The sequence below is a fragment of the Microbacterium terregens genome (genome assembly GCF_039534975.1).
GTDB classification, from domain to species: domain Bacteria; phylum Actinomycetota; class Actinomycetes; order Actinomycetales; family Microbacteriaceae; genus Microbacterium; species Microbacterium terregens.
In genome coordinates this window covers 3,016,922-3,035,935 of the sequence record NZ_BAAAWH010000001.1, presented here as the reverse complement: position 1 = coordinate 3,035,935, position 19,014 = coordinate 3,016,922, and the positions used below count along the sequence as shown (strand labels likewise).

At 68.1% G+C, this 19,014-nt stretch carries 20 protein-coding genes; 12 read left to right on the top strand and 8 right to left on the bottom strand.

The window, feature by feature from the left end; genetic code table 11:
• Positions 1-21: 21 nt before the first annotated feature.
• Positions 22-603, top strand: a complete 582-nt coding sequence (locus tag ABD655_RS14135; protein WP_344714886.1) for a helix-turn-helix domain-containing protein — start codon at positions 22-24, stop codon at positions 601-603.
• A 19-nt stretch (positions 604-622) separates the two neighbouring features.
• Here ABD655_RS14135 and ABD655_RS14130 read toward each other — a convergent pair whose 3' ends face one another.
• Both ABD655_RS14130 and ABD655_RS14125 read right to left on the bottom strand, forming a co-directional pair.
• A complete protein-coding gene (locus tag ABD655_RS14130) occupies positions 623-1,318 on the bottom strand; it encodes an aquaporin (protein WP_344714885.1) in 696 nt (231 codons plus the stop codon).
• Entirely contained in the window at positions 1,315-1,665 is a 351-nt protein-coding gene (locus ABD655_RS14125) for a metalloregulator ArsR/SmtB family transcription factor (RefSeq protein WP_344714883.1), read from the bottom strand. The genes ABD655_RS14130 and ABD655_RS14125 overlap by 4 nt, the downstream gene beginning before the upstream one ends.
• An 88-nt stretch (positions 1,666-1,753) precedes the next feature.
• Between ABD655_RS14125 and ABD655_RS14120 the strand changes: the two genes are divergently transcribed.
• The 4 genes from ABD655_RS14120 (at position 1,754) to ABD655_RS14105 (ending at position 7,276) form a co-directional block, all read left to right on the top strand.
• Positions 1,754-3,070 (top strand): FAD-dependent oxidoreductase, encoded by a 1,317-nt coding sequence (locus ABD655_RS14120; RefSeq protein ID WP_344714881.1) that lies wholly within the window; start codon positions 1,754-1,756, stop codon positions 3,068-3,070.
• Positions 3,071-3,158: 88 nt separating this feature from the next.
• Positions 3,159-4,037 carry a metalloregulator ArsR/SmtB family transcription factor gene (locus ABD655_RS14115; protein ID WP_344714879.1) on the top strand — a complete coding sequence of 293 codons (879 nt, stop codon included), beginning with the start codon at positions 3,159-3,161 and terminating at the stop codon, positions 4,035-4,037.
• 76 nt (positions 4,038-4,113) lie between these two features.
• Positions 4,114-4,530: an arsenate reductase ArsC gene (locus ABD655_RS14110; RefSeq protein WP_344714877.1), complete on the top strand. Its 417-nt coding sequence runs from the start codon at positions 4,114-4,116 to the stop codon at positions 4,528-4,530.
• An 85-nt stretch (positions 4,531-4,615) separates the two neighbouring features.
• Entirely contained in the window at positions 4,616-7,276 is a 2,661-nt protein-coding gene (locus ABD655_RS14105) for an ATP-binding protein (protein ID WP_344714875.1), read from the top strand.
• A 14-nt stretch (positions 7,277-7,290) separates the two neighbouring features.
• Here ABD655_RS14105 and arfB read toward each other — a convergent pair whose 3' ends face one another.
• Both arfB and ABD655_RS14095 read right to left on the bottom strand, forming a co-directional pair.
• The gene (gene arfB, locus ABD655_RS14100; protein WP_344714874.1) at positions 7,291-7,728 is read right to left on the bottom strand and encodes an alternative ribosome rescue aminoacyl-tRNA hydrolase ArfB; all 438 of its coding nucleotides are present in this window, start codon (positions 7,726-7,728) and stop codon (positions 7,291-7,293) included.
• A 209-nt stretch (positions 7,729-7,937) separates the two neighbouring features.
• Positions 7,938-8,141, bottom strand: coding sequence for a hypothetical protein (locus ABD655_RS14095; protein WP_344714872.1), 204 nt, complete (start codon positions 8,139-8,141; stop codon positions 7,938-7,940).
• A 62-nt stretch (positions 8,142-8,203) separates the two neighbouring features.
• Between ABD655_RS14095 and ABD655_RS14090 the strand changes: the two genes are divergently transcribed.
• The 7 genes from ABD655_RS14090 to ABD655_RS14060 all read left to right on the top strand — a co-directional run bounded on the left by ABD655_RS14090 (position 8,204) and on the right by ABD655_RS14060 (position 14,164).
• On the top strand, positions 8,204-8,833 hold the full coding sequence (locus ABD655_RS14090) for a CGNR zinc finger domain-containing protein (protein ID WP_344714870.1): 630 nt from the start codon (positions 8,204-8,206) through the stop codon (positions 8,831-8,833).
• A gap of 168 nt (positions 8,834-9,001) precedes the next feature.
• On the top strand, positions 9,002-9,403 hold the full coding sequence (locus ABD655_RS14085; protein WP_344714868.1) for a DUF7144 family membrane protein: 402 nt from the start codon (positions 9,002-9,004) through the stop codon (positions 9,401-9,403).
• A gap of 60 nt (positions 9,404-9,463) precedes the next feature.
• Entirely contained in the window at positions 9,464-9,586 is a 123-nt protein-coding gene (locus ABD655_RS14080) for a hypothetical protein (protein ID WP_344714867.1), read from the top strand.
• Positions 9,567-10,322, top strand: coding sequence for a patatin-like phospholipase family protein (locus ABD655_RS14075; protein WP_344714864.1), 756 nt, complete (start codon positions 9,567-9,569; stop codon positions 10,320-10,322). The genes ABD655_RS14080 and ABD655_RS14075 overlap by 20 nt, the downstream gene beginning before the upstream one ends.
• A gap of 181 nt (positions 10,323-10,503) precedes the next feature.
• Positions 10,504-11,571, top strand: a complete 1,068-nt coding sequence (locus ABD655_RS14070; protein ID WP_344714862.1) for a hypothetical protein — start codon at positions 10,504-10,506, stop codon at positions 11,569-11,571.
• A gap of 155 nt (positions 11,572-11,726) precedes the next feature.
• Positions 11,727-13,814, top strand: a complete 2,088-nt coding sequence (locus ABD655_RS14065) for a heavy metal translocating P-type ATPase (protein WP_378721692.1) — start codon at positions 11,727-11,729, stop codon at positions 13,812-13,814.
• A gap of 98 nt (positions 13,815-13,912) precedes the next feature.
• Positions 13,913-14,164 carry an SHOCT domain-containing protein gene (locus ABD655_RS14060; protein ID WP_344714860.1) on the top strand — a complete coding sequence of 84 codons (252 nt, stop codon included), beginning with the start codon at positions 13,913-13,915 and terminating at the stop codon, positions 14,162-14,164.
• Between the two features lie 64 nt (positions 14,165-14,228).
• Here ABD655_RS14060 and ABD655_RS14055 read toward each other — a convergent pair whose 3' ends face one another.
• Genes ABD655_RS14055 through gadC form a run of 4 tightly spaced genes read right to left on the bottom strand, consistent with a single transcriptional unit; the run spans position 14,229 to position 18,878 of the window.
• A complete protein-coding gene (locus ABD655_RS14055; RefSeq protein WP_344714858.1) occupies positions 14,229-15,578 on the bottom strand; it encodes an APC family permease in 1,350 nt (449 codons plus the stop codon).
• A gap of 20 nt (positions 15,579-15,598) precedes the next feature.
• Positions 15,599-16,924, bottom strand: a complete 1,326-nt coding sequence (locus tag ABD655_RS14050; protein WP_344715866.1) for a dipeptidase — start codon at positions 16,922-16,924, stop codon at positions 15,599-15,601.
• A gap of 32 nt (positions 16,925-16,956) precedes the next feature.
• The gene (locus ABD655_RS14045; RefSeq protein ID WP_344714856.1) at positions 16,957-17,394 is read right to left on the bottom strand and encodes a hypothetical protein; all 438 of its coding nucleotides are present in this window, start codon (positions 17,392-17,394) and stop codon (positions 16,957-16,959) included.
• Complete coding sequence (gene gadC, locus ABD655_RS14040; protein WP_344714854.1) at positions 17,391-18,878, bottom strand: glutamate/gamma-aminobutyrate antiporter GadC; 1,488 nt, start codon at positions 18,876-18,878, stop codon at positions 17,391-17,393. The genes ABD655_RS14045 and gadC overlap by 4 nt, the downstream gene beginning before the upstream one ends.
• Positions 18,879-19,014 lie beyond the last annotated feature (136 nt).

Here is a 19,014-nt window from a genome sequence, read left to right as displayed (position 1 = left end):
TATTGGCAAGGAGGGGATCGGATGCCGGAAGAGCTCGACCATGTAGGGCCTCGCCTGCGCGCCGCGCGTCAGGCGAAGGGCCTCACACTGGAGCAGGTCGCCGGCCGGTCCGGGATGTCGGTCAGCACGCTCTCACGTCTGGAGTCCGGCAAGCGGCAGGCGAGTCTGGCTCTGCTCGTCCCGGTGACCCGGCAGCTCGGCATCCGTATCGACGATCTCGTCCGCGAGGAGTCGCCCGATCCGCGCGTGCGACGGCCGTCCGTGCGACGGGGCGGCCTGGTGATCGCGCCGCTCGCCCTCGAGGATTCCCCGATCAGCAGCTACAAGATCACCTATCCGCCGGTCGGCGAACTCCCCGCGCTCCGGGTGCACGACGGCTTCGAGTGGCTCTACGTGCTCAGCGGCAAGCTGCGACTGCGGCTGGGCACGCAGGATCTCGTTCTCGGGCGCGGCGAAGCCGCGGAGTTCGACACCCGCACCCCGCACGCGATGAGCGCGGTGGGATCGCGTCCCGCCGAGGTGCTCAGCATCTTCAACGCTGAGGGCGCGCGCATGCACACGCACGGCACGGAGGCGGGTCCGGGGACGGGTTCGACGCCATAGCGGCCGTACCAGGCGACGGTCAGTGGCCGCCGGATGCCGCGGGTGCGGCGGTCGTGGCAGGGAAGAAGCCGCGCACAAGCAGCCACCCCAGTCCTGCGCCCACGAGCTGCGCGGCGATGTACGGCAGGACAGAGGCGGGCGCGATGCCGGCGAAGGTGTCGCTGAAGGCGCGGCCGATCGTGATCGCGGGGTTGGCGAAGCTCGTGGATGAGGTGAAGAAGTACGCCGCGCCGATGTACGCCCCTACGGCCGGGGCGGCCAGGTGCGACCGACCGGTGCGGACGAGGGCGAAGATCACGAGCACGAGACCGGCAGTGGCGACGACCTCCGCGAGGAGGTGCGGCCAGCTTGCTCGATCATTCGTGCTCCACGAAATGGCCGGCGCGGCGAACATCAGGTTCGCGAGGATGGCGCCCGCGATGCATCCGAGCACCTGCGCGGGAATGTAGGCCGCGGTGATGGCCCACCCCTTGCGGTGGAGCAGAGCGTCGACGACGGAGACCACGGGGTTGAAGTGAGCCCCTGACACCGTCTGGAAGACCAGGATCAGAACGGCCAGACCCAGGCCGGTGGCCAACGCGTTCTCCAAGAGCGCCAGCCCGGTATCCGACGGCGACAACGTCTGAGCGGCGATGCCCGAGCCGACGACGACCGCGGCGAGGAGCGCGCTGCCGAGGAACTCGCCCCCGAGGGCGCGAGTCGTGTCCGGACTCACGACGCGGTGAGCACTTGCGAGACGCGGTCGAGCGCGCCCGGCACGAGCCTGAAATACGCCCACGTGCCGCGCTTGCTGCGCGTGAGGAACCCTGCCGCGGTGAGCACCTTCAGGTGATGCGACACGGTGGGCTGGCTCAACCCGACCGGCTCGATCAGGTCGCACACGCACGCCTCAGAGCCGTCCGATGCCGCGACAATGGACAGCAGTCGCAGCCGCGTCGGGTCGGCGAGAGCCTTCATCGTCGCGGCGAGCTGCTCCGCCTCCTCGGCAGACAGCGGCTCACGCTGAAGGGGAGTGCAGCACGCCCCGGCGGTGACATCCGTCACCTCGAGCATCGTGGTCATGCATCGACAATAGTCGATATTGACAGATGTCGATATAGCGACGCAGAATGAGGTATCGACGTTCATCGATATTCCGTTGGAGGATGCTGTGACCCTGCTTGACCTGACGCCACGTGTCGTCGACAGCGATCGACTGACCACCCTTCCGGTCGCGATCATCGGCGCCGGCCCGATCGGGCTCGCCGCTGCCGCGCACCTGTATGAACGCGGCATCGACTCCGTGATTTTGGAGGCGGGGGATCAGGCTGCCGCGAGCATTCGCGCGTGGGGGCACACGCGCCTGTTCTCGCCGTGGAAGCACCTCGTCGACCCGGCCTCGCGTCGACTCCTCGAGACGCAAGGCTGGACACTTCCAGATCCCGAGCGCGCTCCGACCGGCACCGAGCTGGTCGAGAAGTACATCGCCCCGCTGGCCGCACTCGAGCCGATCTCCTCTCGTCTGCGCACCGGCGTCGAAGTGCTCGGGGTCACCCGCGAGGGGATGGACCGCACTCGCACGAGGGGACGCTTCGCCACGCCGTTCTCCCTCCGTGTCCGCGCCGCAACCGGAGAGATCGAGGACGTCCCCGCACGCGCGGTGATCGACGCATCGGGCACCTATCGATCGCCGAACTCGCTGTCCTCGGGCGGGCTCGACCTGCTCGGCATGTCCGACATCTCCGACCGGGTCACCGTCGCACTGCCGGACGTGCTCGGCCGGGACCGCGCGCTGTTCGCCGGTCGGCACACGACCGTCGTCGGCGCCGGCCATTCCGCCGCGAACACCCTGCTTGGCCTGGTGGAGCTCGCTCGCCAGGAGCCCGGGACGGCAGTGACGTGGCTGATCCGCAATGCGCAGGCGGTGCGCGTCTCGTCCTCGGCCGATGACGAGCTCGCCGACCGGGCGCGCCTCGGCAGCCGGGTCGACCAGGCGGTTGCGGAGGGACGCATCGCCGTCGTCGACGGGTTTGAGATCATCCGCGGCCGCCGCGCCGGCGACGCGGTCGACCTCGTCGGCCACCGCCGCGGCACCGTCGTCACCCACACCACCGACGTGGTCGTGAACGCGACGGGCTTCCGGCCGGACCTGGACATGCTGCGCGAGATCCGCCTCGAGCTTGACGACATCGTCGAGGCGCCCAAGCGGCTGGCACCGCTGATCGACCCGAACGTGCACTCCTGCGGCACCGTCGAGCCGCACGGCTTCCGCGAACTCGCCCACCCGGAGAAGGGATTCTTCGTCGTCGGGATGAAGTCCTACGGACGCGCACCCACCTTCCTCCTTGCGACGGGGTACGAGCAGGTCCGCTCGGTGACCGCGTGGCTGGCGGGCGACATGGCATCGGCGGCGAACGTCGAGCTCGTGCTGCCGGCGACGGGAGTGTGCTCGACAGGGGCGAGCGACGGCGGTGGATGCTGTTCGTGACGCCCGGACGCTGGAGCGCCGTGAACGGTTCGGGCTGAGTCCCCGCTGACACGCCGGCTCTCCCGCGTCGGCGCATAGACTGCGGTCTATGAGTAGCGGCGGGGGTTCGCGGCAGCTGAGGGTCCTCGGTGATCCGACTCGTGCGCGGATCGTGACGTTGATCCGCGACGCGCCCGACGGTCGCGCTCTGGTCGGGCGCCTCGCAGAGACGCTGGGGCTGCGTCAGCCGACGGTCAGCCACCACATGAAGGCGCTCCTGGCGGACGGCGTCGTCGTGCGCCGCCCCGAGGGGCGCAGGGTCTGGTATTCGCTGGACCCGCGCAACGCCGACCGCGTCGAGGCTCTCCTCGGGGACGACGCAGGACCAGAGACGGGACCCGACGTGCCCCGCATCGTCGAGGACCTCGCCGAACGCTACCGCGGCGCCTTCAGCCGCGAAACCGTCGAACGCTACGTGCGGGAGAGCCACATCCTGTTGTCGGCCGGCGACCCGACCGCACTGATCGGCTCGCGGACGGCCGCATTCGCCACGGTGCGCCTCGACGCACTGGGCAGGGCGCAGGGGCCCCGCCGAACAGTTCCCGAGGTGCTGTTCGTGTGCGTCCAGAACGCCGGCCGATCCCAGCTGGCGGCCGGGATCCTCCGGCAGCTCGCCGGAGACCGCGTGCTGGTTCGCACGGCCGGCTCCGCACCCGCAAGTGCAGTGCGCGCCAACATCGTGACCGCGCTCGATGAGATCGGTGTCCCGCTCGGCGGAGAGTTTCCGAAACCCCTCACCGACGAAGCCGTCCGCGCGGCCGATGTCGTGGTCACGATGGGATGCGGCGACGCCTGCCCCGTCTACCCCGGGCGGCGATATCTGGACTGGGAGCTCGAAGACCCGGTCGGCAAGCCGCTGGAGACCGTCCGGGAGATTCGCGACGACATCGAGTCCCGCGTTCGTGCACTCCTGGTGGAACTGGTCTGACGTGCGTCGTTCACGTGTTGTTTCCCTCGATCAATAGATGCGGGTCTATGCTTTGGAGTGAGAAAGCGAGGCGGCCATGATCGAAAAGCCCACCGTCCTGTTCGTCTGCGTCCACAACGCGGGACGCTCCCAGATGGCCGCCGGATATCTCCGCGCGCTCGGCGGCGACGCCATCGAGGTGCTCTCCGCCGGGTCGGAGCCGAAGGATCAGATCAACCCGGTCGCGATCGAGGCGATGGCCGAAGAAGGCATCGACATCGCCGGCAACACCCCGAAAGTGCTCACCGTCGACGCCGTCAAGGAGTCCGATGTCGTGATCACGATGGGCTGCGGCGACGTGTGCCCGATCTTCCCCGGCAAGCGCTACGAGGACTGGGTGCTCGATGACCCGGCCGGTCAGGGCATCGAGGCCGTGCGCCCGATCCGCGACGAGATCCGCGGCCGCGTCGAAGCGCTCATCGAGGAGATGCGCGCGGGTCGCGGCGCCGCGTAGCCGCACCCCGGCAGGTCGCCCGCTGTGCTCTGGGGGTGCTGGACGACGATCGTCGGCGGCCGGACAATGGCAGGATGGCGGCTCGATGCGACGGCATCCCGGCGACGCCCGCGAGGTCGCCGTGATGGAGCGTGCGAGCGCCCCCGTGATCCGCACGCCGGATCAACGCCTGCGGGTCTTCGTCAGCTCGACCTTGAAAGAACTGGAGCCGGAGCGCCGCGCCGTGCGCGCCGCGATCGAACGACTGCGGCTCGCCCCGGTGATGTTCGAGCTCGGTGCGCGGCCGCACCCGCCGCGACAGCTCTACCGTGCATACCTCCAGCAGAGCGACGTGTTCGTCGGGGTGTACTGGCAGCAGTACGGGTGGATCGCGCCGGGCGAGGAGGTGTCGGGGCTGGAGGACGAGTACGTCCTCGCGCCACGTGAGATGCCGAGGCTCATCTACGTGAAGCAGCCCGCCGAGCGTGAGGCGCGGCTCGCCGAGCTGATGGAAAGAGTGCGCAGTGACGATACGGCGTCGTACACGCCGTTCTCGACGGCAGAAGAGCTCGCCGAGCTCGTGACAGCCGACCTCGCGACGCTGCTCGCCGAACGTTTCGACACGTCGCGCGGCGCCTCGGCACACTCCGCCGACGCGATCCCGGCCGGGTACCTGCCTGCGCCCTATTCGAACGCGATCGGTCGCGAGCGCGACCTCGCGACGCTGCTCGCCTGGGTCCGCGACGACGCCAGACGGCTCGTCACGCTCGTGGGCCCCGGCGGGATCGGCAAGAGCCGCCTCGCGATCGAGGTCGCCCACAACGCCGGCGAACGCTTCGACCGGGTGACGTTCGTTTCGCTGGCGCAGGTGCGCGATCCCGACGAGGTGCTGGGTGCGATCGCACGGGCGCTCGGGGTGCGCGACTCGGGCGATGCGCCGCTGAGCGAGCAGCTGGGGATCGCGCGAGCCGGACGACGAGACCTGATCGTGCTGGACAACTTCGAGCAGCTCGTCGCCGCCGCCGCCGACGTCGTCGCGCTCCTGACCGATCTGCCCGGCGCGACCTTCCTCGTGACCAGCCGCGTGCGCCTTCGGGTGCGCGGCGAGCAGGTCTTCGACGTGGAACCACTCGGTCTGCCCGCGGAGCCCTCGCAGACATCGACCCGGGTGATCCTCGAGGCTCCTGCCGTGATGTTGTTCCGCGATCGCGCGCGGGCCGCGGACCCCAGGTTCGACGTGACCGATGACAACGCCGAGGCTGTCGCCCGCATCTGTCGGGCGCTTGAGGGCGTCCCTCTCGCGATCGAACTCGCCGCCGCCCGCATCCGCGTCCTCACCCCCGCGGCCATGCTCCAGCGGCTCGACCGGATGCTGTCCCTGCTCGTCACCGCGGCCCGGGACGTGCCCGAGCGCCAGCGTACGATCCAGGCCACCGTCCAGTGGAGCATCGACCTGCTCAGCTCCGACGCGCGCGCGCTCTTCGAGCGGCTCGGGGTGTTTTCCGGAACCTTCAGCCTCGACGCGGTCGAGGCCGTCACCGCCGGTGAACCGTGGGTCACCGACCTGCTAGACACCCTCCTCGAGCTCGTCGACGGCAGCCTGCTGCGGCAGCGCGACGAGCACGCCCTGCCGCTCTTTTCGATGCTCGTCCCAGTGCGCGAGATCGCAGCCGCCCGCTTCGAGCTCGACCCGGATGCCGCGACCGTGCGCCGCGCACACGCCGAGTACTACGCCCGGCTCGCGACCCATACCGAGCTGCGGCTCCGTGGCGCGACGCAGTCCGCCGCAGTCGACCGGCTGGAGGCGGAACGTGACGACCTCCGCGCCGGATGCCGCCACCTGATCGCCGTCGGAGAGGCCGACGTCGTCGCGGACGTGGTGTGGCGCCTGTTCCTCTACTGGTGGATCCGGAACCTGCTGCCCGAGGTGAAGGCTTGGATGGAGGCTGTCCTGGAATCCGGCCAGGAGCTGTCACCCCGTTCCCGGGCGATCGCGCTCGCCTTCTCGTCATGGGTCGCGATCTGGCAGCCCGATTCGCAGATCAGCACCGAGCGTATGGAGCATGCCATCGCGCTGTTCCGCGCGGACGGCGACGAGTTCAGCGTGGGGTTGGCCCTGAGCATCGCGTCGCTCACGTACATGTCAGCCACCCCCGCCGACCTCGCCCTCGCAGAGCAGCGGCAGCGCTCGGCGCTCGCGTCGGACGCCGTTCGACACGACGCGACCTTCCACTCGCTGTTCGAGAGCGTGCTCGGGCGCATCCTGCACTTCCGTGGCGATGACGCGGGAGCCGTCGAGTGCTTCGAGCGCGCGAGAAAGCTCGCGGAAGGCGCGGGCGACGAGTTCGCTGAGCGCATCGCACTCAATCAGATCGGGTGGGCGCGGATCGCGGCCGGCGAACCGCAACCCGCGCTGTTCACTCGAGCGCTGGAACTCTCGCTGCGCCTGCGCAACGAGGATGGCGATGCGTACGCGCTCGAAGGCCTCGCCGGATCAGCCGCCGTGGTCGGCGACGTCGAGCGCGCTGGTGTCCTTCTCGGCGCCGCCGAAGCGGTGCGCGCCCGCACGGGTCTGCGCGAGCAGCGCTCGTACGTGACCTACCAGGCGTTCGTCGACGCCGTCCTTGCCACCGACCGGTCCGCGGAGTTCGAGGCAGCGCGCGTCGTGGGCCGTCGGATGCCGCGACAAGCCGTGCTGGAGATCGCGCTCGCCCCTGAGAAGGGAGTGGTCGCCACCGGCGCTTCGAGCACGTCCGAGGGGCCGTAGGGAGCGGGTGCGAATCAGTCGTGGGGCGGTCGGCGCAGCCGCTTGAGGTCGGTGCGCTGCTTCTTCGATTTCAGACGCCGTTCCTTCGCGCCCCGGCTCGGGGTCGTCGGTCGTCGTGATGGCGACGGCGGCCGTAGAGCGTCGCCCACCACAGCGACCAGCCGGGCGCGGGCGGCGTCTCTGTTACGCAACTGTGCGCGGTGCTCGGATGCGGTGATCCTCAGCACGCCGTCGACAAGACGCCCGCTCAGATTCTCAAGCAATCGCTCGCGCTGGATCGGCGAGAGGACGGCTGAGCGCGCAGCATCCCATACGAGTTCCGCTCGGGAGTCGGCCGTGTTCACGCTCTGCCCGCCCGGGCCCGACGACCGCGAGAACCGCCAGGACAGCTCGGACTCGGGGATCGTGATTCCCGAGCCGACCCGAAGGCCGGGACGGTGGGCAGCAGGCATGGATCCATCATCCTCTTGTGTTCCCGGTGCGCCGGGGCGCCTCCTTCGGGCCGGCTCCAAGCGGTCGGTCTAGCAGGCCGCGGTGTCGTAATACTGGCAGTGCGTGGGCGGCCATGATGAGTCCGCCGTTCGCCATCCCGGCCGCAACGACCTATGCCCACCGCGATGAAAGCATCGCTGCCGCCGAGCTGTGCCTCGCGATCGATGCGCTAGTGAACCCGAGGTCCTCGTCGCCGGAGGCGGCGGATCCGTTCGACGAGTGTCGGCCGATCGATGGTCGGTGCGTCCGGAAGCGCACTGAGCATGACGCAGCCCTCGTATCGGTGTCCGTCATCGCTCGACATGGCCGCGACCGCGGCGCCCAGACCAGCGAGATTGTCCATCGCGAACTCCTTCCACTTCGATGTTTCCATCAAAACGTCTTATGATGGAAACATTACGGAGGGCCTCCGACATTGCTGCGAGGAGAGTGCAGATGAACGCATCGGACGACGTCGCCAGAATGCGTCTGGTCGGTGGCGACCTGGCACTGGACTTCGTGAACACACGCAGCGGCCCGCCGGACGGGGCGCCCGGCGACGACCTTCTCGCCGGGTATGGCGGCCTGGTGTCCTGGGCCGTATACGCAGGAGTCGTCTCGGAGAAGGCGGCAGTCGAGCTTCGCCGCGGCGCGCATGACGATCCGCACACCTCGCATGCCGTGTTCGCCCGATCGCGCCGCATTCGAGATGATCTCGACGAGGTGTTCCGCACAATCGCGGATGGCCGCGAGGCCGGCGATGCGGTGCTGGGCAGACTTCGCGACGACGAATCAGAGGCGCTTCGCGCCGCACGACTGCAAGCCGGCGCCGTCTTCGCCTGGACCTGGGGCGAGGACCGATCTCTCGCACGTCCTTTGTGGCCCGTGGTCCATGCGGCGATCCACCTGCTGCTCGCCGGTCCGCTTGACCGTGTCAAGCAATGCGGGGGATGCCGCTATCTCTTCGTCGACGAAAGCCGCAACCGCACTCGACGCTGGTGCAGCATGGAGGACTGCGGCACCGATGAAAAGATGCGACGCTACGTCGCCAGTCGTCGAGCCGCGCAGGAACGCCGCACCCACTGACGAGCCGGACTGTGCCGAATCCGTGCCACGGAGCGGCTCTCGATTATCACTAATTGCGGGTGATGCGCATCAGGACTGCCCGGCCATAGCCTGCGGTGCAATGCGTCGTATCGACGCTCCGGGGTGGAGCGAACAGTCGAACTGGGGCGTCTGAAAGGGGATGTCGAGATGAGCACAGTCAAGTCGACGGGGTGGACCGGGTGGATCGTCTTCGCCGGGGTGATCCTCATGGTCAGTGGAATCTTCAGTGTCATCCAAGGGCTGGTCGCGGTGATCGGACCGAACGCCTATTACGTGGTCGCCGAGGGATCTCTCTGGCTGCTCGATGTGGCGGGGTGGGGGTGGTGGAACATCGTCATCGGCTTGCTTCTCGTGCTGACCGCGCTGGCGCTGTTCGCCGGCCAGACGTGGGCGCGCGTGGTCGCCATCATCTTGGCGATTCTCAGTGCCGTCGGGCAGCTGCTGCTCGTTCCCGCCCAGCCGTTGTGGTCGCTGATCGTCATCGCGATCGACGTGTTGGTCATCTTCGCGCTGATCGTCCACGGACGTGAGATGCGCGATGTCGAGTAGTCGGCAGGCCGTGAATCCGCGACATCCGGAACAGTCGTCGTCTTCCCGACCACGACCCTCGTGAACGAGCCGAAGACCGCGGTCGCACTGGTCGTCATCACTGTCGTGGTCGTCCTCCTCGATGTCGTGTGGAAGCGGATCCGCGGCCGCACACGGGCAGCCGATGGCGATCGGGGGAGATGACAGCTCGCTGGGGTTGACGCTCAGCGGCGGCGGCGCGTATGGCGCGGCGCATGTGGGCGTCCTGCAGGAACTGAGGGAACGCGGCATCCGGCCCGGCATCGTCGCGGGCACGAGCTCGGGAGCTCTGGTCGCCGCGGCATACGCGGCCGACGTTCCGCAGGAGGCGATCGAACGAGCCGCCCTCGCGTTCCGATGGAGCTCGATCGCCCGGATGTCGCTGAGCCCGCGGCTGGGATTGCTCGATTCCAGCGCGCTGACGGACGCCATCCGTCGCACCCTCGGTGATGACCCGGTCATCGAGGATCTTCCGCGACGGTTCGCCGCCGTCGCCACCGACCTGCGAACCCGCCGAGCCGTGGTGATCGACAGAGGCCCCTTGGACATCGCCCTCCGCGCGACGATCGCCGTGCCCGGGTTGTTACCGCCCGTCCGTCGAGGAGGCCAGGTGCTCATGGACGGAGGTATGACTGACAACGTGCCCATCCGTGCAACGCGTCAGTTGGGCGCTTCGACGCTCATCGTGGTGCGCCTGCACGCCAAGTGGGAGAACGTCCGCATGATGCGGGTCGCCTCCAGCGGCGCCGAGCTTGCGGCGGACCGCTCCATCGTCCTGATACAGCCCGAGATGCAGGGTCTCGCGCAGTGGTCCATGGCTGACGTGCCGCACTTGATCGACGAGGGACGCCGCGCAGCGCGCGAAGCCCTCGATGCGGACCGGTCGATCGGGAGTGATTGAGGTCGTCGAGGCGGCTGCGCGTTCGTTCGTTTGCTGAGGCGCGGTTCCGGTCGCCGCGCGCCTGGCGGCTCACAGATAGGGCGGTCGCCACCGCGACGCGGCCTGAGCCCACCGACCGCTCTGCCGGTGCGAGTGGACTCCGGCTGGGAGGCATCGGGCGATTGTCGGGCAGGGTGGGCTGATGATCGATCTCACTGATGCTCTTGTGCGCGGCACGCGCGGCCGTCGGATGTGTCTGGAGTATGTGGCGCGCACGGATGAGGCGGTGCGCTCCGCAGCGTTCTGGCTCGGGCGCGAGCAGGATCCGAACCCGGGAGTTCTCCTTCGCCTATTCGGCGGGGACGCGTCCGACCGCGAAGCGGATCCGACATACACCGCCGACGAGGTCGCGGCGCTGATCGACGGCGTCGACCTGACCGCGATCCGCGTGGACATCGTGCGGGACTCGTTGCAGGCGTCGGTCGACCTCGCTCGGTACTGGCAGGAGCCCGACGGTGAGGACGTGGTCGCTGCGCTCCCGGCGGTGCGCGGCGCCCTGCGACGGGTCGCCGCACGCCTGGTCACCGCGATCCCTGAGCTCAGCGCCGCCCGAGCAACGGCGCAGTGGGCGGTGGACTGGCGTCCACTCAGCGACGCGGCACCGCTGGATTCCGCCCCCGCCGTCGTCCTGGCGGAGTGGACACGCGCCCAGCGGGAGGATGAGGCCCACGCAGCACGTGAACGTCCCGCCGATCCGCACGCGAACGTGTCGGGGACCTGGTGGTCCGTGCCGCAGGCGCTGTTGACCACACGGGGCAGCGTCCGGGACGCGCTCGAGTTGGTGGAGGACTCCCTCGGCTGGGAGAACGCCACGGTCATTCCGGTGCGCGGGGTGGGGAAGACGCTCGAGATCCGGTCGCCCGAAGACTGGGCCGACCTCTGCCGGGAATACCCGATGGAGGTCACCGCGTCCCGTCGGCACGACTGGTTCCGTGTCACCGGTTGTGACGCGAGGTGGCTGATCCCGGACTGGCAGCGCGTCTCCGAGCGGTGGGACGCCGTGCACCTCACCACGCTCGGGTACCTCTCGGCGGCCACGCAGCTGATCGAAGTCGACGCGGAGTACGGATCCGTGATCGGCGGCTGGGGACCCGACTCCACCATCTGGCTCACCGACGCCGCCCGGGAGACCAAAGACGGACGAGAACAGTGGATCCGGCCCAGAGATGACTGGCGCTGGGTCCGACCGGCCCTCCCGGGTGGACAATGACCGACCGGCCTGCGCTCTTCGCCGGGCAGCGACGGCGGGTGATCCGATAACGGATCATCGGGTGGCCCCCGATCGATTCGGAATACCCCTATGGGGTATCGGGTTCTAGACTTCCGAACATCCCTACATGCGGGAGCACCGAGGAGGACGATCCCATGACGGATCCGCACACGGCTCACGAGATGGCCGTCAGTCCCATCGAGCACTCAGCTCACATGGCGCACGACGGCGGCCGCAGCGGCCATGCGAGCCACGGAGCTGACCACGTCGCGCAGTTCCGGCGCCTGTTTTGGATCAACCTGCTTCTGGCGATCCCGGTGGTCGGGTTCTCGGGCATGTTCGCGATGCTGATCGGCTACTCGCTTCCGGAGTTGCCCGGCGTCCCTCTGATCTCTCCGATCCTCGGCACGGTCATGTACTTCTGGGGCGGGTGGCCGTTCCTCGCCGGCGCGGTCGGTGAACTTCGCGCGCGAAAGCCCGGCATGATGCTGCTGATCGGCCTCGCGATCACGGTCGCGTTCGTCGCCTCGTGGGGCGCCAGCCTCGGTCTGCTGGATCACGAACTGGAGTTCTGGTGGGAACTCGCGCTGCTGATCGTCATCATGCTCCTCGGTCACTGGCTCGAGATGCGGTCGCTCGCCCAGACCACGTCGGCGCTGGATTCGCTCGCTGCGCTCCTGCCTGATGAGGCAGAGCGGGTGGACGACGATCGGGTCGTGACCGTGGCACCATCCGACCTGCGCGTCGGCGATGTCGTCCTGGTCCGCCCGGGCGGCAGCATGCCGACCGACGGAAGAATCATCGATGGCCGCGCCGACATGGACGAGTCGATGGTCACCGGCGAGTCCCGCACGGTCGCTCGCGGCATCGGCGACGCAGTCACGGCGGGCACGGTCGCCACTGACTCCGGACTCCGCGTCGAGGTCACCGCGACGGGGGAGGACACGACGCTCGCCGGCATCCAGCGGCTCGTGGCCGAGGCGCAGAACTCCACCTCGCGTGCCCAGCGCGTCGCTGATCGCGCAGCCGGATGGCTCTTCTGGTTCGCCCTCGGCGCCGCCGCGCTCACCGCGGTCGTGTGGACGTTGCTCGGCGACCCCGACGCGGCGGTCGTCCGCACCATCACCGTCCTTGTGATCGCCTGCCCGCACGCGCTCGGTCTCGCGATCCCTCTCGTGGTGGCGATTGCGACCGAACGGGCCGCGCGCGGTGGGGTGCTCATCAAGGACCGGCTCGCGCTGGAGAGCATGCGGACGATCGACACCGTGCTCTTCGACAAGACCGGCACTCTCACGAGGGGTGAGCCGACCGTCACCGCCATTGCGCCCGAAGGCGACATCGACGCCGACACGGTCTTGACACTCGCGGCGGCCGCCGAAGCTGACAGCGAGCACCCCCTCGCGAAGGCGATCGTGCGCGCGGCGACCGACCGCGGACTTGCCATCGCCGCAGCGACGGCGTTCTCATCCTCGCCCGCTGTCGGAGTGGTCGCGACCGTCGACGGTCGGCAGATCCGCGTCGGCGGGCCTCGTCTGCTCGAAGAGGTCGGCGCGGGCGAGGTCTCGGCCGCGACCGGGTGGCGCGAGGACGGCGCGATCATCCTCCACGTCGTGCGTGACGGAGTGGTGATCGGGGGTGTGAAGCTCGCCGACGAGATCCGCCCCGAATCACGCGAAGCCGTCGACGCGCTGCACAAACTCGGCATTCAGGTCGTCATGATCACCGGCGACGCGGACGCCGTTGCTCGGTCCGTCGGCCGCGATCTGGGCGTGGACCGCGTCTTCGCCGGCGTGCGTCCCGAGGACAAGGCCGCGAAGGTGGCCGAACTCCAGCACGAAGGGCGTCGGGTCGCGATGGTCGGCGACGGCGTCAACGACGCACCCGCCCTCGCGCAGGCCGACGTCGGCATTGCGATCGGCGCCGGCACCGACGTCGCGATCGCCTCCGCGGGCGTCATTCTCGCGAGCGACGACCCCCGCTCCGTGCTGTCAGTGATCGAGCTCTCGCGCGCCGGCTATCGCAAGATGAAGCAGAACCTGTGGTGGGCGGCCGGCTACAACCTGATGGCTGTGCCCCTCGCCGCGGGCGTGCTCGCTCCCTTCGGATTCGTGCTGCCCATGTCGGTCGGCGCCATTCTGATGTCGCTGTCCACCATCGTCGTAGCGCTCAACGCGCAGCTGCTTCGGCGCCTCGACCTTCGACCCGAGGCGGGCGTCCGGGCGGTTCTGGATCGGCGAGTCTGAGCGCAGGAAGGGACGTTCGGCCTGTTCGAGGCGGCCCATCGGAGGGAAGATCGAGTTGCATGTCGGCCACCTGTTCGGCATGGGGAGGTTGTCGGCTCATGATGTACGGACAAGGTTTCGGCTGGGGCTGGATGTGGTTCGGCGGCATCCTGCTTCTGCTGCTCATCCTGGCGGCGCTGATCGTCCTGATCGTCCGCGCGTCGACTGCCGGCTCATCTGGGGTCCCCGGGCAGGTGCCGCCGGCCCCGACGAGTTCCGCACGCCAGATCGCGGAGGAGCGCCTCGCACGAGGCGAGATCACGCCCGACGAGTTCAGACAGATCGCTCGCGCGCTCGACGAACGCCTCTAGGGGTGCCCGCCGGACGTGTCGATGTGACATTGCCAGCACGTCACGCACCGAGATGCGGTGGGGGCTACGTGCCGTGGGAGTCAGACTCGGTGTGGCGGGAGTAGCCTGCGCTTCCTCGGTCGCGGGCGCGCTTCCAGAAAAAGTCCAGCAGAGTCGCCGCCACAAGGATGACGACCAGTGCGACTGCGGTTTTCGGCTCGTTCACGAGCGTCGTCATTGTGAAGACGACGAACGTCCCGAGGGTGGCGGTGAGGGCGATGATCAGGATGATCAGGCTCGCGCCGGTTTCTCGATATGTGCGGAAATGGGCGATCGTGACCGCCGAGAAGATGAGCAGCGCGACCGCGCTTCCCAGCGAGGCGATGCTGTTCAGATCGAGCGCAACGATCATGAAGATCGTCAGGATGGCCATGACGACCAAACCGACCGGCGCCCGCCGACCGATCTGACGCCCGAAAACGGTCGGGAACTGTCCCACTTCGGCCAGATGACGAGTCATGCCGGTTGAGGGATAGAGGCTGGCGTTCACTGCTCCGGCGGTGGAGAAGAGCGCCGTTATGACCATCAGCACGTATCCCGCCTGCCCCAGTGTGGGTTTCGCCGCCTCCGCCAGTGCGGTGGCCCCGTACGCGACGACCTGCTCGGCGGTGAGGGTACCGAAGACTCCCAGCGACACAGCGACGTACACTGCCGTCGCGATCCCCAGCGCCAGGTACATCGCTCGCGGGAGCTGTCGCACAGGGTTGGGAAGGTCCTTCGCGGTGAAGGTGATGACGCCGAAGCCGAGGAACGCGAAGAAGGTCAGGGCGACGCTGGAGATGATCTCGCGCACTCCGGGGTACTGAGCGGGGTTCAGCAGCGCGGGGTTCCAATTCACGATGGTCACGATCGCGAAGAGGCTGAGGATCGCCAGAACCACCTTGACGATGAGGGACTGCACTCGGGCGACCGCGGTCGACCCGACGATGTTGAGGGCCGTCATCACCAGGACCAGCAGCACCGCGAACACCACGGCCCAGACGGGGTCGTCGTCGGTCACGACGGCGCTGGCGTAGCCGCCGAATGACGTGGCGACCATCGCCGCGACGATCGCGCCCGTCATATAGAACAGCCACGACACGATGCCGGTGATGTGGCCCTCGCCGAAGCCCTTCGCGAGGTAGGTCAGCATCCCCCCGCCGGAGGGAAACGACGAGCCGAGCTTGGCGAACGAGTAGCCCTGGAGTCCGGCGATCGCCCCGGCGATGAGGAAGGACAGCCACACCGCCGATCCCGCGACGGCGCCGGCGGCACCCAGCAGTGCGAAGATGCCCGCGCCGACCATCGCTCCGACGCCGATGAATGATGCTTGAAGCACCGTCATCGGCTTCTTCGAAGAAGCAGGAGCACTCGCCTTGTCGGCGTCGCTGCTCATGGGTCAGCTGCCCTACGCCGCTACACGTCCACGGCGTGCTGCACCGCATAATTCTGCAGAAAGAGGGCCTCAGCGAGGGCGCATCGTTCGATCTCGCTCGGATCCACGCTTTCGTTGGGCGCGTGGATGAGAGTCATCGGTTCCTCCACACCCATGAGGATGATCTCCGCCCCCGGATACGTGTCGGCGAACACGTTGCACAGCGGGATGGATCCACCCTGGCCGAGTGTGGTCATCGGCACGCCGAATGCCTCTCGCATAGCGTCGGCCAGTGCTTGATAGGCGGGGCCCGTGGTGTCGGCAGAGAACGGAGCGCCCATCGCTTCCGTTTCCACGGTGATATGGACGCCCCAGGGAGCGACAGCCTCAAGGTGCGCGACGAGCGCGTCGCGCGCGATAACCGGATCCATTCCAGGCGGAACGCGAAGGTTGAGCCGCGCAGCGGTCTTCGGGACCAGTGCAGCACTGGAACCGAGCACCGCTGGAGCGTCGATGCCGAGGACCGTCAGCGCGGGACGCGCCCAGAGCATGTCCGAGACGTCGCCGTCGCCGATCAGCTGCACACCGTCGAGCAGACCCGCGTCCGTGCGGAACTGGTCGGGTGGGTAGTGTTCGCCCGTCCACGTCCCGGAGCGGTCGAGACCGGTGATGACGGTGTTGCCCGCGGCGTCACGAAGCGTGGCCAGTGTCTCGATGAGCGCAGCGAGCGCGTCGGGAACCGGCCCGCCGAACATTCCGGAGTGGATCTCGGACGCGAGCGCTTCGACGGTGACGACGACGTTCACCATGCCGCGCAGGCTGACGGTCGCCGCGGGCTTGCCGACCGCCGCGTTGCCCGTGTCGCAGACCAGGATGGCGTCGGCGCGGAACAGCTCGGGATTGGCTGCGACGAATGCCTCCAACCCGCCCGTCCCGGCTTCTTCGGAGCCCTCGACCACCAGTCGGAGATTGACCGCGATGTCGCCGCCGAGTGCTCGGAGCGCGACGAGATGCATCAGGATGTTGCCCTTGCAGTCGGCCGCGCCCCTGCCGAACCACCGTCCGTCGACCTCGTGAAGCTCGAACGGCGGTGTGCGCCACGCCGCGTCGTCCAGAGGCGGTTGCACGTCGTAATGGGCGTAGAGCAGGACTGTCGGCGCGGACGGATCTCCGCACGACCGCGAAGCGACGACCGCTTGGCTGCCATCGGGCGTCAGCTCCAGTCGCGCGTCTTCGAAGCCCTCGTCGAGGAACTTGTCTCGCACCCAATCCGCTGCTCGCTGACAGCCTTCAACGGGGAACTGCCGCGGATCGGCCACGGATCTCAGGGCGACGAGCTCCGCGAGCTCCGAGCGCACTGTCCCCATCAGCGAGTGAGTTCGCTCCCGCAGACCTTCGCTCATGTGCGGTTCACCGTCTCGAGGCCGTCGACGAACTTCTCGTAGTTGGGCAGCTCGTCGGGGCAATAGACGCCGATGATGAGCAGTTGGCTTTTCAGCACCCGGTCCTCGACGATGATCGGCCGGCGTCCGGGGCCGGCGGCGCCGTTCGTGAGTTCGCTGAGCACGAGCCCGCGCGTGAGCGCACCGTTCGGGTTCTCGCAGACGATTCCCCCGTCGTCGCCCAGGACGCGGGCGATCTGATCCGTCGATGGCGCCACCATGCCTGCGGCGTCCATCGCCTGGGACAGCTGGGCGGCTTTCTCGTCCGCGGCCTCGTTCTGGCGGTTGGTTCGGAACGTGAACAGCGCGATCACAGTGAGCACGACGAGGGCGATCACGACGACGATGTAGATCACGGAGCGTTCTCGTCCGCTCTGCGGCGTCGACTCGCTCACGATGCCACCTCCGGTGAGTTGGGCGTCTCGGATTCTTCGACGGACGCGTTGCTCGGCTGCTTCCACGACGGCTTGCGGAATCTGTAGAACAGGAACGGCACGAGTAGTCCGAGCCCGAGCGCGCCACCCGCGACGATCAAGAAGTACACGATCGGGTTGCCTCCACCGAACTGGGACGGCGGGATGAACCCGACGAGCAGCGCCAGCAGGGAGGCGGTGAACCCCACTCCGCAGAGGCCGATCAGTATCGGGGCCCGGAAGCCACGAGGGTGGTCGGGGTGCTGGCGGCGCAACCGGACGGCCGCGACGAACATCAGCAGATACATGATCAGATACACCTGCGTCGTTATGACCGAGAAGATCCAGTACGCGCTGGACACATCCGGGATCAGGGCATAGCCCAGTGCGATCACCGTCGTGACAAGTCCCTGGGTGACGAGCAGGTTCTGCTGCACGCCCTTCTTGTTCATCTTCTGCAGGAACGGCGGGAGGTAGCCCTCCTGGCGGGAGATGAGCAGCAGACCCTTCGACGGCCCGGCAAGCCACGTCAGCATGCCACCGAGCGATGCCGCGACAAGCATGATGCCGATGATCGGCGTCAGCCACTGCCAACCGAACGTGGCGAAGACCATGTCGAACGCCTGCATGACCCCGGCCGTGAGCGACAACTCGTCGGCGGGGACGATCCAGCTGATCGCGAGCGCCGGAAGGATGAAGATCAGCAGCACCAGGCCCATCGCAAGGAACATCGCCTTGGGGAATTCCTTGCCGGGATTGCGCATCTCTGAGACGTGCACCGCGTTCATCTCCATGCCGCTGTAGGAGAGGAAGTTGTTCACGATCAGCACGAGACTGGCAAGCCCCGCCCACTGCGGCAGCAGATCCGCGGCCGTCATCGGCGCAGCCGACGGGTTGCCCTGACCCAGATAAACGGCACCAAGGAAGATCAGGATCGCCCCCGGGATCAGGGTGCCGATGATCAGGCCACCGCTGGCCAGACCCGCGACGCCCTTTGTGCCTCGGGAGGAGATGAAGACACCGGACCAGTAGCAGACCATGATCACGAGCGCTGTCCAGACCCCATTGCTGGCAAGCGCCGGGTTGATCACATACGCGAGCGTGCTCGCGACGAAGCCGAGCAACGTCGGATAGTAGAAGATCGTCATCGCGAACTGACACCAGACCGCGAGAAAGCCCATCGGCTTCGAGATCCCCGTCGCCACCCAGTTGTAGACCCCGCCCTTCCAACCGGAGGCCAGCTCCGCAGACACCAGCGAGGTCGGCAGCAGGAACACGATGGCCGGAACGATGTACAAGAACACCGAAGCGAGACCGTAGACAGCCATCGTCGGCGCCGGGCGCAGGCTCGCGACCGAACTCGTCGTCATCAGCGCCAGCGCGATCCACGATATGAAGACCGCCTTCGGTACCTTCCCTCGCGACGGCCCGGCGGCCGGCTTCGCCGGAGCCCCACCGGCGCTCACCGCGACCGCCTAATGCGCGGACTGCGAGCATGCTCTGCCGGAACCTGAAGAGAGCGCCATACCTGTGCCATTTCCAGCCTCCATTCGAGGTCCAGGGCTGGATGGCCATAATTATGCGCCGGAGCTATCGCGAGTG